This is a genomic window from Bradyrhizobium sp. CW1, assembly GCF_023100665.1.
Classification (GTDB): domain Bacteria; phylum Pseudomonadota; class Alphaproteobacteria; order Rhizobiales; family Xanthobacteraceae; genus Bradyrhizobium; species Bradyrhizobium canariense_D.
Window position 1 is genome coordinate 283,630 of record NZ_CP064685.1, and the last position, 12,620, is coordinate 296,249.

The window sequence follows — 12,620 nt, forward strand, 5'->3', positions numbered from 1 at the left end:
GGCTGAAATGGCGGAAACCGCCTTTGCAGGGCAAGTTGGCCCTGCGCGACGGGTCCTGCTCATCATCGAAGGGCTAGTGCTGATTGGAGCACTAGTCCTTCCGGTGATGCTGCACGACTATCTTACGGTGTTTGCGACTCGCGTCGTGATCCTGGCGCTCTTCGCTCTCTCGTTCGATCTGGTGTGGGGGTATGCCGGGATCATGAGTTTCGGGCAGGCCCTCTTCTTCGGCTCGGCAGGCTATGGCGTCGCGCTGCTTGCACGCGATCTCGACATCACCTCAATCCTTTTAGTGCTGCCGGCGGGCACACTAATCGGCCTCGTCTTCGCGCTGCTGCTCGGTGGTTTCCTCCTACTCGGCCGGCATCCAGCCAGCGTGATCTTCGTTTCGCTCGGTACGCTCACCGGCGCCTATGCCGCCGATCGTCTCGCGCGAGGCTGGTACTATCTTGGCGGCCAGAACGGCATTCCCTCGATTCCGCCGATGACGCTCGGCTCCTACGAACTCTCGGAAGGGCCGATCTTTTACTATCTCGCACTGGGGCTTCTCGTCATTGTCTACTTAGCATGCCGCTTCCTGGTGCGCTCGCAGTTCGGTCTCGCGCTCGCAGGACTCCGCGAGAACGAGCAGCGCATCGCTTTCTTCGGCTATAAGACACAGCATCTGAAGGCCATAGTGTTCGCGATCAGCGGCGCCATCGCAGGCCTGGCCGGTAGCCTCTATGCCTTCCACGAGGGTTTTGTGTGGCCCAATATGATCGGCGTTGTGGTCTCCACGCAGGTCGTGCTCTACGTGCTGTTCGGCGGCTCCGGCACGCTGATCGGCGCGGTGATCGGTACGGCCATTGTCGAAGGCCTCTCCTTCTGGCTGTCGGACAATTACCGCGACATCTGGCCGATCATTCTGGGCCTGCTCCTGCTACTCGTGATCCTTTTCCGGCCGCTCGGGCTTATCAGCATAGTGTTGACGGAGCGCGAGCGCGTGGGTGGCTTCGCCGCGAAAGCGCAAAACAAGAAGAGGGCGCAGCATCATGCCGCTTCTTGAAGCCGCAGGCATTGGAAAGATCTTTGGCAAGCTTACGGCACTCGATGGCGCGGCTCTCACGGTCGGCGAGAACGAGTTCCACGGTTTGATCGGGCCGAACGGCTCGGGCAAAAGCACGCTGATGAAGTGCATTGCCGGGGCGGAGGTGCCGACCCAAGGCAAGGTCAGCTTCATCAACGCTGATATCACCGCATTCACGCCCACCGAGCGCGCTCGGGCTGGCATGAGCCTGAAGTTCCAAATCACATCGGTGCTGCCAACCCTCACCCTCTACGACAATATCTTGCTCGCGCTGCAGGGGCACTGCTCGCTTCTTGATCTTGTGTTCTCGCGCAGCCGCAGACAGTTGCACGACCAAGTCATGATGATGCTCACCCAGTTTCGTCTTGCTGATCGTGCGTTTGATGCCGCAGCAGCGCTTTCTCATGGTCAACAACAATGGCTGGAGATTGCGATGGCGCTCGCGGGCAAGCCCCGGCTGCTGCTGTTGGACGAGCCCACCGGAGGCATGAGTCTGGAGGAGCGCCGCGTCACCGGCGAACTCTTGCGACCAATCAAGGAGCATTGCTCTCTCGTTATCGTAGAGCACGATCTCGATTTCATCCGCGATATCTGCGACCGCCTCACCGTCCTCGACCAAGGCAAGGTGCTTGCGACAGGAAGCGTCGCGGAGATCCAGGCCAACAAACGTGTCCAGGAGATCTACTTACGCCGTGCTTAAACAACAGTTCCTCGACATAAGGCATCTTGACGCGGGTTATGGCCGCAGCCAGGTGCTGTTTGACATTACCCTCGGCATTCCCAGGCGCGGCGGTGTCGCCGTGCTTGGCCGGAATGGTGCAGGCAAGACTACGCTGATGAAGGCCATCGTCGGCGAGCTACCAAGCTGGAGAGGCGAGGTTTTCTTTGATGGCCACGATTTCAATCGCCTCCGGACCGAGCAGCGTGTGCGCGCCGGTATCGGCTATGTGCCGCAAGAGCACTCGGTGTTCGCACGCCTCTCGGTACGTGATAATCTCGCAGTGGGATCGCTCTCCAACACCGACGCTTCGGCGATTGATCGGGTCCTGACGATCTTTCCCAAGCTCGGCCACCGCTTGGATCAGGCAGCTGGCACTCTTTCGGGCGGCGAGCGTAAGATGCTAGCGATCGGGCGTGCGCTACTGGGAAACCCAAAGCTGCTGCTGCTGGATGAGCCGACCGAGGGAGTTTGGATCGGCGTGATCGAGGAGATTACTGAACGCCTGACTGCGCTCACCAAGGAGATCGCGGTGATCATCGTCGAGCAGCACCTGGATCTCGCTTTGCGCGTGGCGAGCCACGCGTACGTACTCGATCGCGGCCGCATCGCGCTGCACGGCGCGGCAGGCGATGTCCGCGGCAATCCGGAACTTCTGCGGTACCTCGCACCTTAGTTTCTAGCGCCAGTCCGAGATAGTTAACTCACTCGCTAAGTGAGCTTGGCGGAGCAGGCGAGGGTTCGCCATAGCAGTCGGCGAACAGGCCGCTCAAGCGTTGTTGTCAGCGAGGATGCGGCGGCACGTTGTGGTCAACGGCTGAGAGGATGACATTTGCGGCATCGTCGGCGCTGCACTTGAGGTACGTGGCCGAGGTCACGTTCGGCTTTTGTGATGGGGAAGCGGCGGCGCAGCTCTCGCCTCATGACACCGAAGACGCCGCGCTTCTCCCGGAAATGAAGACGCGAAGGTGGATTTTGTGCGTCGTGACCGCAGTGCCCCTGTCGACATAGGCCCGCTCAATCGCACCGCCACAGAGTGTCTCGGCGCAGTCGATGACGTCCCACAAACGTGTGACCTTCGCAGGGGGGCGGGCATTGCGCCGGCGTGCAGCACGAATAGGCCCACCACGGGCCCGGCGGTTTGTTGCTGAGGACGGAGGTCCTCACGTCCAATTCGTAGAGCGCGGCGGCCTTTGCCGAATGCACTCCACCTGCGGTGGCATGGAGGCGAACTGGCGCCCCTGCAAGCGCAACGCAACCTCGATGAGGGATTCGTTCCAGGGCTGTGACACAGCAGGATTGCTTGGTCGAGCCCACAGACACGCTACATCAATTTCCAGAAGGACGCTTTTGAGAAAAGCCGAGGGGAGGCCGGCAGTCTTCCTATAGGCCACCGTTTCAGGGCATCTACCCAATCTTACCCAATCACACTCCTCGCCGATGTTATAGCCAGCGTCGGCTCGGTTTAGACCACATGCTATTAAGAATGATCCGGGAGGAAGATCGTGTCTCACCATTGCACGGGCGACCAGGGGTCGGTCCGGGATGGTAATCGATCTGGGATTACGGCCGGCGCCTCAGGCGCGGTTGCAATCGTGGCTACGCTGGACACCAAAGGCCCCGAAGCATCCTTCCTCTCGGACATCATCCAAACATGCGGCCGAAAGACCATCCTGATCGATATCGGGACCTCGAATAATGAGGTGAAGGCCGCCCACGCAACTGACGCGAGCCGCGCGCGCTCAGCCTCGCCCGCCGAGCTCCTGAAAGAGATTGCCGCAGCTACCCGCATAAAGGTGGCTGGCCTGCTCGCCTCGGACGCAATCAGCGCGATTGTGGCCATTGCAGGAGGAAAGGGAAGCGCTGTTTTCGGCGAGGTCGTGTCTGATTTGCCTTACGGCTTCCCCAAGCTGCTGGTGACCAGTGCAAGACCAGCGCTCCTGGCCGAACTCGCGATTCACAACGACATCATGCTCTATCCAACCTTGGTCGATTTCTTCGGCATTAACGCGTTCACGGCAAGGGTGCTGGAGAATGCAGGCCGAGCCATTGCGGCCATGCGCTATGTGCCGGCCAAGCATGGGTGCGAAAGAAAGATTGTTGCGATCACGGCCTTCGGTGTGACGACGCCCGCGGCAACTCAATGCGTGGCACGTCTTGCAGAGGCCGGCGCAGACGCGATCGTTTTTCCCGCCAACGGTGCTGGCGGTCGCAAAATGGAGCAGCTGATTGCTGCCGGCGAATTCGATGCCGTGCTCGATCTGACCACAACGGAATTGGCCGATGAACTCATGGGAGGCACGGCCAGCGCCGGGCCCGATCGGCTCAAGGCGGCCTCGCGCCGCTCAATCCCACAAATCATCGCGCCCGGCGCGATCGACATGGTCAATTTTGGTCCACCGGCCAGCGTTCCCGATCAATTTCGCGGCCGCCAATTCTATTCACATACACCGTACACGACACTGATGCGAACCACGCCTGCGGAGAGCGCAAAAATCGGCCGGGTTACGGCCGAGCGGCTCTCGCAAGCACGCGGGCCGGCAGCCGTGCTTTGGCCAGCCAAAGGCGTGTCCGATTACGACCGAGAGGGTGGCGTCTTTCGCGATGCCGATGCCGATGGGGCATGGCTCCAGGCAGTTAAGGACAATCTCCGGCCAGAGATCGTTGTTTGCGAGCTGGACTGTCACATCAACGACCCCGAATTTGCCGAGGCCGCCGTGACGTGGCTCCTCAAACAACTAGGTCAAGGAGGCTCGTCCCGTGCGGATGTTTGAGCGAACCGACATTCTCTCGCGGCTTGCAGGTCAGGTCGCGGAGCGAAAAGCGATCCTTGCCGCGGCGAGCAGCTGCGGCCTCGTCGCAAAATGCGCCGCACTCGGAGGGGCGGATATGCTGGTGGTCTACTCTACTGGGCTCTCGCGGCTCATGGGGCTCCCCACCAGTCGTATCGGTGACTCCAACGCGCGTACGCTGGAGCTTGCGGCAGAAATCCGCAACGTCGTGTCTTCCGTCCCCGTCATAGGCGGCGTCGAGGCCTGGGATCCCCTGCGGCTCGATCTCGACGATCTTCTCGACAATTTCCTAGCCGCCGGATTCTCCGGTGTGATCAACTATCCCACCATCTCCACGATGGGAGAGAAATGGCGCGACCGCCGCGGTCGCGTTGGACTTGGCTTCGAGCGCGAGCTCGAGATGATTGCGACTGCCCGCAAGAAGAACATCTTCTCGCTTGCCTACGTTGCGAGCCCCGAAGATGCCAAAGCCATGGCAAGCAGCGGAGCCGACTGCATCGTCCCACATGTCGGCGCGACGCGCGGCGGGCTCGTGGGCCATGAGGAGGGCCAGTCCATCCAGGAGGCGATCCGGCGCATCAACGAGATCAACGCGGCCGCGCAAGCGGTCCGCTCGGACGTCATCCTGCTCTGTCATGGTGGGGCGGTCGCGGAGCCCCAGCACACGTTCGAGGTCTATCGGTCGACCGAGTGTGTCGGCTTTGTCGGGGCCTCCTCAATCGAACGAATACCGATTGAACGCTCGGTCAAAGCGGCGGCAGAGGAGTTCAAAGCCGTTCCCCTTCCGCGACATCACTGACGTTCAAAGAAACACCGCAGCGAGGCGGAGATGGACAAGCCGATCAACCAATCAGGCGAAAAAAGGACAGCGGCATTGCCAGCAATAGGTGCTACTCAAACGTTCGAAACAGAGGTGCTCGTGGTCGGTAGCGGAGCAGCCGGCCTTTCGGCGGCACTCTACGCCGCAAAGAATGGCCTTCGCGTGACGGTTTGCGAAAAGTCTTCTCGTCTCGGCGGGACCACGTCGCTGTCGAATGGCATGATCTGGGTTCCCTGTTCGCTTCAGGCGCGCTCCGCCAAAATCGATGACTCGCTTCCAAAAGCCAGGACTTATCTTGAGCATGAGCTTGGCAATTACTATCGGCAAGACTTCATCGAAGCCTATCTTGAGGACGGGCCGACTGCGCTTGCCGCTCTCGAGACCGGGACAGAGGTCAAGTTCACGCTGGCCTCGGCGCCCGATTATCACTCAAGCCAGGTCGGCGGAGTCGACAAAGGCCGGGCACTCAGCCCTGCACCCTACGATGCGCGGCTGCTCGGCTCCGACTTCGATCTGATCGGCGACCCCATTCGCGTTGTGCTCGGGGGGATGATGATTTCTTCCAGCGAAGTCCGAAGCTTCCTGAATCCGTTCCAATCGTTTGCTTCCCTCAAGCATGTCTTGCGTCGCGTGACTCGCTACGCGCGGGATCGCTTGAGCTACAGGCGCGGCACCGAGTTCAGCGGAGGCAATGCCCTGATTGCGCGCCTGCTCGTGAGTTTGCGGAAGTTAGGCGTCGAAATATGGCCGGCGTCTCCTCTCGTTGAGCTCGTCATGGAAGACGGGCGCGTCACAGGGGCAATCGTCAAGCGCGGCAATTCTGAGATCCGCGTGCGCGCATCCCACGCTGTCATTCTCGCTACAGGCGGCTTCGCCCGCAACGCGCAGCTGAGAGCCGAGCTGAGCGGCCCACACCAGCATGACGACACGCTGGCTCATGCCGATGTTACAGGCGATGGCATTAACCTTGCCACGAAGCTCGGAGCTGCAATCGACAAGGATGTCGCTTCTGCAGGGTTCTGGACTCCAGTCTCGATGTTCAGGAGTGGGACAGGCTCCCAAATTGTCCCCTACGGATGGCTCGACCGCGGACGACCCGGCGTCATCGCGGTTGCCCCAAATGGGCAACGCTTCGTCAACGAATCCAATTCATACCACGATATCTGCCTCGCAATGTTTGGAAACGGATATCCCGCAGACAAGCGGTTCTACTTCGTCTGCGATCACGAGTTCGTTCGGCTGAGGGGCATGGGACATCTGCTGCCTTGGCCATGGACGCTGAATATCCGGAAGTACGCGCGGCTCGGCTACATCAAACTGGGCCGAACGATACCGGAGCTCGCCATGCAAATCGGCCTGAATCCCGGCGAGCTCAAAAGGACGGTCGAGGAGCATAATGCGCACGCCGCCGCTGGCGTCGATCCGCTCTTCAAACGCGGTGAATCGGCGTTCAACCGCACGCTTGGCGATCCGTTGGTAGGAACGAAAAATCCAAATCTTGGGCCCATCCAGAGTGGCCCCTTCATCGCGCTGCCGATCGTTCCGGCAACGCTCGGCACAGCCGCTGGCTTGGCGACCGATAGCTACGGCAAGGTTCTGGACGCAGAACGCGAGCCAATCCCGGGTCTTTATGCCTGCGGCAATGATATGACCTCACCAATGCGTGGAATTTATCCGGGAGCAGGCATCACCATCGGCCCCGGCATAGTCTTCGCTTACCGGGCAGTTTCGAACATTCTGGAATCCGCTCATCGCGTGCAGAAGGCGCCTGCATCCGCAACGTGAAATCGCGTCTCACGGCATCTGTATCGCGACAAGAGGTCAATTCAGTCATCTTGTGCCGTCGATTTTGCTGCTTTGGGAAGCAAGGACCATGTCTTCATTCTGGCGGCGTTCTCCTGTTCGAACCTCTGCTGGATGCCTCCCGGACCGCGTTGAACCGGTGCGATCAATTTCGCCTTCGGCGGAGGTGCATTGTGGCGGCGGGATGCGAGCCCATCACGCGAGTGTCTGAACGCCGTCATCGAAGACCGACCTTCGCATTTTATTCACACGCGTTTCATCCTCTTACGTCTGGAATCAACATGCGTCGTTCGCGCCTCGCCAAAATCGTTGCGACCGTTGGTCCGGCGACAGCTGCACCAGAACGATTGCGTGCTCTCTATCTCTCAGGCGCAGATACGTTCCGACTAAATTTCAGTCACGGGAGCCCGGACGATCACGCACGGGTCTATGACTCGATCCGCAGTCTCGAACGGGACTTCGGCACGCCAATAGGCGTCCTGCAGGATCTGCAAGGACCGAAGATCCGCATCGGCGCCGTCGAAGGCGGCAAGCTCGATCTACGCGCCGACGAGAAGGTTCGATTTGTGCTCGACGGAGCTACGGGCGGAAAGCAATCGATCCCACTACCTCATCCGGAAATATTCGCGGCCGCACGTCCGGGCCAGACTCTTCTCGTCGACGACGGCCGAGTGCGCCTGCGCGTTGAGAGTCCGGGCGATGGGCAGATCATCGCGACAGTTCTCGTCGGTGGAGCTATCCGCGATCGCAAAGGGGTAAACCTGCCAGGTTCGCTGCTTGCTATATCTCCTCTGACGAAGAAGGACCGCGGCGACCTCGCCTTCGGCCTCGCCCTCGGGGTCGACTGGGTCGCCCTGTCGTTCGTCCAGAAGCCTTCCGACCTCCTAGAGGCGCGCGGGCTGATCGGCGAGCGTGCCGGTCTGATTGCGAAGATCGAGACGCCAATGGCGCTCGATCGTATCGACGATATCATTCGCCTATCAGACGGCATTATGGTCGCACGCGGTGATCTCGGTGTCGAAATCCCGCCCGAGGAGGTGCCGGGCCGACAGAAGGAACTCATCCGCGCCTGTCGGCTGACCGGAAAGCCCGTGATCGTCGCAACACAGATGTTGGAGTCGATGGTGGCTGCACCGACAGCGACGCGCGCGGAAGCCTCAGACGTCGCTACCGCCATCTACGATGGAGCTGACGCGGTCATGCTGTCGGCTGAGTCGGCAAGCGGCGCCTATCCAATCGAGGCAGTTGTCATGATGGACAAAGTAATCAGAAGTACTGAACGGCATCATCTCTATCGGTCGCTGGTCCAAGCCTCGCAAGCCGACGAAGAGATGTCCCCACCGCATGCAGTCGCCGCCGCTGGTGCAGACCTTGCGGTGACCCTCAATGCGAAGGCGATCATCGGTTTCACCGCAAGCGGCACGACGGCGGCGCGCATCGCGCGCAAGCGGCCCCCGGTCCCGGTTCTTGCTCTCACTCCAGATGAGAAAGTCGCGCGGCGCATGTGCCTGCTGTGGGGGGTGCACAGCATCGTTTCAGACGACCCCGCCACCGACGAGGAGATGACGCAGATAGCCGCAGGGGTGGCGCGCAACGAAGGTTATCTTGAAGCAGGTGATTTGATGATCGTCGTATCCGGCGTGCCGTTTGGGCAAATAGGTGCAACCAACAACGTCCGTATTGTCACCTGCTAAAATGGTTCAGGACAATTTCGCTACATCCGCCCTAAGAAACGAAGCACTACGGGCCGAACAATGATCGCCGACAACGCTCTGATTCTTCATCGGTGAGACCAGGAGCTGACCTTGCTTGGGCTCGACTACAGCATTCGGCTCTTTGATTTGCTCCCGGTTATCGAAGAAACGCTTTCGGTCGAAATCTGGTGCAGTGATGCGGCGGGCCGGATGCAATGCTCTGGCGGCTTTTTTGCGCTCCTCGGAGGTTCGAACAAACAATGACATTCAACCGATGCCGACGAGGTGATGAAAGCGCGGCGGAATACGTTCTTCGGCGCTGGTCGGCAAGCCCGGCGTCCGACGGCGATAGGTTGAACCCTTCGTCCGCTTCCCGAATGACGATCCGCCAAATGTCGGTACCGTTCGTCCCACAGCCGCACCGTAGTGTGACATTCAAAGTCATCGAGCGCCCCACTGTTCGGCGACAACTGCGATACCACAAGGCTTTACTGGCTCCACCAAATCGGGCCTTGTCATCAGCATCGGATAAGGAAACGTCAGGCTCGGGTGCTTGATGGCGAGGCCGGGGTTAGCGGTGATACACGCGTACCGGAAGCGGCATTCCAGCTTATCAGAGTCTTCGAACGAAACGGGATCTGTAGTGAACAACAACTCCTTGGTGCCGGACGTCAGCGAGTTCCTGGAGCTCTGGGAGCAAACTTTCAATGTGCACGCGCCGGAACGTCTGGTTGTGCTATACGCCGATGATGCGCTGTTTCAGGGTACATCGAGTGCTAAGCTCTGCATCGGGGCTAAAGAGATAGGCACTTACTTTCATGGCATCTCTACCGTAAAAATGGACGTATGGCATTCCGTCAGTTTGGCGTACAACGTTGTTTTGGTGGTGGGAAATTATGTCTTTTCACAGTTGCGGAATGGTCATGAGGTGTCGATACCGGCTCGGTTCACCTTCGTATTACGTCGCGAGGACGGCGTGTGGAAGATCGTGCACCATCACTCATCTGCCATCCCCGATTGATCGCCGAACCAAGCTTTGCGGTATCGGAGTTTGTAGCTGAAGTGGCACACTCAGGCTGCCTCTCGCCAGCCTGCCCATCGTGCGGCTGGATCGCAACAATTTGCAGCGCTCGCAACGACAACAGGACGGCAGCGAGGTACCGCCTGCTTTGCTGAAGCGACTGACGGCAGAAGGGCAGTCCCTGGTCGAACGACGCGACGCCTTCGAGCTGGTGCGCGACTAGGTGGTTGGTCCCAAGCTTTGATCGTGCATTCTTATCGCATGATTCGAAGGATGCGCTATTGGTCAAGTTTTACACGGCTGCGCCACCACGACGGAGGCCGTCCGTCGAGCAATACAAAGTAGTCACGAGAGCTTGAGAGCGCTCGCGAAGCGCTACTATCAACCAGAAGACCGTCGCGAAGGGGAAGCAGCGCGAGACCGTCGCCGATCGCTCGACAGCCCCCAAAGAAGCCAAGTCGACTGTCCTTAGCATCAAGGCGGAGGCGATCATCGTCGCCTTCCGGGCGGCATACGCTGCTGCCACTGGACGATTGCCTCTATGCGCTGCAGCCAACCATCCCGCATCTGACGAGGTCATCTCTGCATCGCTACCTCCAGCGTCATGGGATTAGCCGATTGCCGGAGGTCGAAGGCAGCAAGCCTTCGAAGAAACAGTTCAAGGCTTATCCGATCGGCTATTTCCACATCAACATTGCTGAGCTCCAGACCGCTGAAGCCAAGCTCTACCTCTACTTCCCCATCGATCGCACCAGTAAGTTCGCCTTCGTGCAACTGGTCAAGAAGGCGGAAAGGACCTCCGCCTCGGCCTTCCTCGAAGCTCTGATCGCCGCGGTCCCCTACAGACTCCACACGGTTCTCACCGACAATGGGATGCCCAGCTTCTGGGCCCGCAATTTTGACCATCTTAACATCGCCGCCGGCGAGCAGGTACTTCAAGTCGGTGCCGGCACCGGATACTATTCGGCGGTGCTGGCCGAGATTGTCGGACCCGCTGGTCGTGTGACGGCGATCGAAACCGACACAGAGTTGGCGTCGCGGGCCCGAGTGAACCTCGAGAGCTGGCCCCAGGTCGATGTCGTCTCGGGCGACGGCCGGGCGGTAGATGTCGGCGAGCTTGATATCGCCATCGTGTTCGCCGGAGCCACTCACCCATCCCGTGTCTGGCTTGATCGCCTTGTCGAAGGTGGCCGGCTTCTGATGCCTATGACGGACGATACCTGGAAAGGCTTTCTTCTCCATGTGGTACGGCGTCGAGACCACTTCGAGGCCTCTTCCATTGGTGCCGTCTCCATTTATCCTTGCACGGGTGGACGCGATGAGGACGCTGCAAGACGTCTACATAACGCGATCGACCGGTTGCCGCTTCGCAACCTTCCAATTCGCGCGTTGCACGTAGGTGAGCCGAGATTTAACGACTCAGAGAATGTGTGGTTTAGCGAGCCGGGCTTCTGGCTCGAGCGTGATCCTCCATGCTAAGACGACCTACACTGATCGAGCGCATACCTGTTCAGCCAAGTTGAAGATCACCGGCTCCGACGAGAACGCGCGTGGTCGAGCAATTTTACACGTCGGCGTTTGCTCCACGAGTAAGGTCGTGATGCAGGATCACTTCTTTGAAAATGAATGATAGGAACTTCTCGGCAAACTCTGGGCAAGGCTAGCTGCCTGTGCGAGCGTGCGTAGTCTTTCGACTTGGCGTTCCTCACGAGCTGGATCTGCCGAAGGCGATTGAAGTCGCACTTTTAGTTTTCCGACCTGCCGAGTGCACCTGAAACGCTCCGCGAGAATGTGGATAAGGGCCGCATCGAGATTGTCGATGCTGCTCCGCAGTTCGTTCAATTCGGATGGAGTTTCCAAGTTCGCGTCTCCTTTCTATGCAACCATACTTTCCAGCTTGACACCGGGTGGTCTCTGGCTGAAACATTTTCAGGCTTTCCGAGTCACTGGGCCCTAACAGCCCGGTCTGATTGAACGAATTCGATCAATCTCAGTACGCCACCTCGGCATTGAAAGCATTTCTGACTCGAGCGCAGTAAATCAGTATTGGCCCATGTGGCCATCGAGGCCGGCGGGTCTTTGGCCAACAATCTCAAGAACCACGTACGTTACTGCACTTCCTAGCCTGCTGCCAGCCGTCGCGGTGCGGGCCAGCGCGACCAGGCCAGCGCATTCTTACTTTTGGGCGCGGTGAAGGATCGTCGAGCGTGCCAAGTGGTGGATGCCGTTGCTCTATGAGGTCTGGTCATAGGGTCGTATGCCTTAGTCGAACCCACGGACTGCCGGAGTGGCAGCTTCTGCAGCTGCAACTTCACTCATAAAGGCAACAGCCAGTCCGAAGCCGATGAGGCCAATCAGGATCGACCCTGCAGCAAGGGATGTGACCCCGCTAGTTTCGACGAGGATACCGCCGAGAACGGCCCGATGGCTATTCCTGCGAAGGTGGTCGAGCTGTTCATTGCCAAAACTAGCTTCGACCTCTCCCCGGCTAGATCGAGAAGCCGGTGCTGGATCGGAACGAGATACATGTAACTCGCGTTGCCCCAAAGAAATGCGGTGAGCACGGTTAAGGCACCATGATGCCCGAATCCAACCAGAGCTACGAGAACGATTAGTTGTGCGCCGATCACCGCAATGAGAACTTTGTAGGGGCCGAAGCGATCGGTTAGAAAGCCGCACGCTGCGTTTCCTGTCACAGCTCCGAAA

General features: G+C 59.3%; 10 protein-coding genes and 2 pseudogenes. 10 read left to right on the top strand and 2 right to left on the bottom strand.

Annotation, left to right across the window (positions count from 1 at the left end):
* Nucleotides 1–7: 7 nt before the first annotated feature.
* The 7 genes from IVB54_RS40945 (at nt 8) to pyk (ending at nt 8,893) form a co-directional block, all read left to right on the top strand.
* A complete protein-coding gene (locus tag IVB54_RS40945; RefSeq protein ID WP_247285613.1) occupies nt 8–1,045 on the top strand; it encodes a branched-chain amino acid ABC transporter permease in 1,038 nt (345 codons plus the stop codon).
* Nucleotides 1,032–1,766, top strand: coding sequence for an ABC transporter ATP-binding protein (locus IVB54_RS40950; protein WP_247369471.1), 735 nt, complete (start codon nt 1,032–1,034; stop codon nt 1,764–1,766). The genes IVB54_RS40945 and IVB54_RS40950 overlap by 14 nt, the downstream gene beginning before the upstream one ends.
* Complete coding sequence (locus tag IVB54_RS40955; RefSeq protein WP_247369468.1) at nt 1,759–2,460, top strand: ABC transporter ATP-binding protein; 702 nt, start codon at nt 1,759–1,761, stop codon at nt 2,458–2,460. The genes IVB54_RS40950 and IVB54_RS40955 overlap by 8 nt, the downstream gene beginning before the upstream one ends.
* 919 nt (nt 2,461–3,379) lie before the next feature.
* Nucleotides 3,380–4,558: a Tm-1-like ATP-binding domain-containing protein gene (locus IVB54_RS40960; RefSeq protein ID WP_247285602.1), complete on the top strand. Its 1,179-nt coding sequence runs from the start codon at nt 3,380–3,382 to the stop codon at nt 4,556–4,558.
* Complete coding sequence (locus IVB54_RS40965; protein WP_247285603.1) at nt 4,551–5,375, top strand: phosphoenolpyruvate hydrolase family protein; 825 nt, start codon at nt 4,551–4,553, stop codon at nt 5,373–5,375. The genes IVB54_RS40960 and IVB54_RS40965 overlap by 8 nt, the downstream gene beginning before the upstream one ends.
* 30 nt (nt 5,376–5,405) lie before the next feature.
* Nucleotides 5,406–7,181, top strand: a complete 1,776-nt coding sequence (locus IVB54_RS40970; RefSeq protein WP_247371465.1) for an FAD-dependent oxidoreductase — start codon at nt 5,406–5,408, stop codon at nt 7,179–7,181.
* A 299-nt stretch (nt 7,182–7,480) separates the two neighbouring features.
* On the top strand, nt 7,481–8,893 hold the full coding sequence (gene pyk, locus IVB54_RS40975; RefSeq protein ID WP_247478094.1) for a pyruvate kinase: 1,413 nt from the start codon (nt 7,481–7,483) through the stop codon (nt 8,891–8,893).
* Nucleotides 8,894–8,899: 6 nt separating this feature from the next.
* On the opposite strand, the gene IVB54_RS40980 is transcribed toward pyk, so the two are convergent.
* Nucleotides 8,900–9,160: a hypothetical protein gene (locus tag IVB54_RS40980; RefSeq protein ID WP_247337870.1), complete on the bottom strand. Its 261-nt coding sequence runs from the start codon at nt 9,158–9,160 to the stop codon at nt 8,900–8,902.
* 376 nt (nt 9,161–9,536) lie between these two features.
* On the opposite strand from IVB54_RS40980, the gene IVB54_RS40985 reads away from it, so the two are divergent.
* The 3 genes and pseudogenes from IVB54_RS40985 to IVB54_RS40995 all read left to right on the top strand — a co-directional run bounded on the left by IVB54_RS40985 (nt 9,537) and on the right by IVB54_RS40995 (nt 11,393).
* Nucleotides 9,537–9,914: a nuclear transport factor 2 family protein gene (locus IVB54_RS40985; RefSeq protein ID WP_247337871.1), complete on the top strand. Its 378-nt coding sequence runs from the start codon at nt 9,537–9,539 to the stop codon at nt 9,912–9,914.
* A gap of 280 nt (nt 9,915–10,194) precedes the next feature.
* Nucleotides 10,195–10,790, top strand: a pseudogene (locus IVB54_RS40990) (IS481 family transposase); the annotation flags it as partial.
* On the top strand, nt 10,788–11,393 hold the full coding sequence (locus IVB54_RS40995; RefSeq protein ID WP_247478132.1) for an rRNA adenine N-6-methyltransferase family protein: 606 nt from the start codon (nt 10,788–10,790) through the stop codon (nt 11,391–11,393). The pseudogene IVB54_RS40990 and the gene IVB54_RS40995, both read left to right, overlap by 3 nt.
* Before the next feature lie 85 nt (nt 11,394–11,478).
* Here IVB54_RS40995 and IVB54_RS41000 read toward each other — a convergent pair.
* Nucleotides 11,479–11,774: pseudogene (locus tag IVB54_RS41000) on the bottom strand (chorismate mutase).
* Nucleotides 11,775–12,620: the final 846 nt, after the last annotated feature.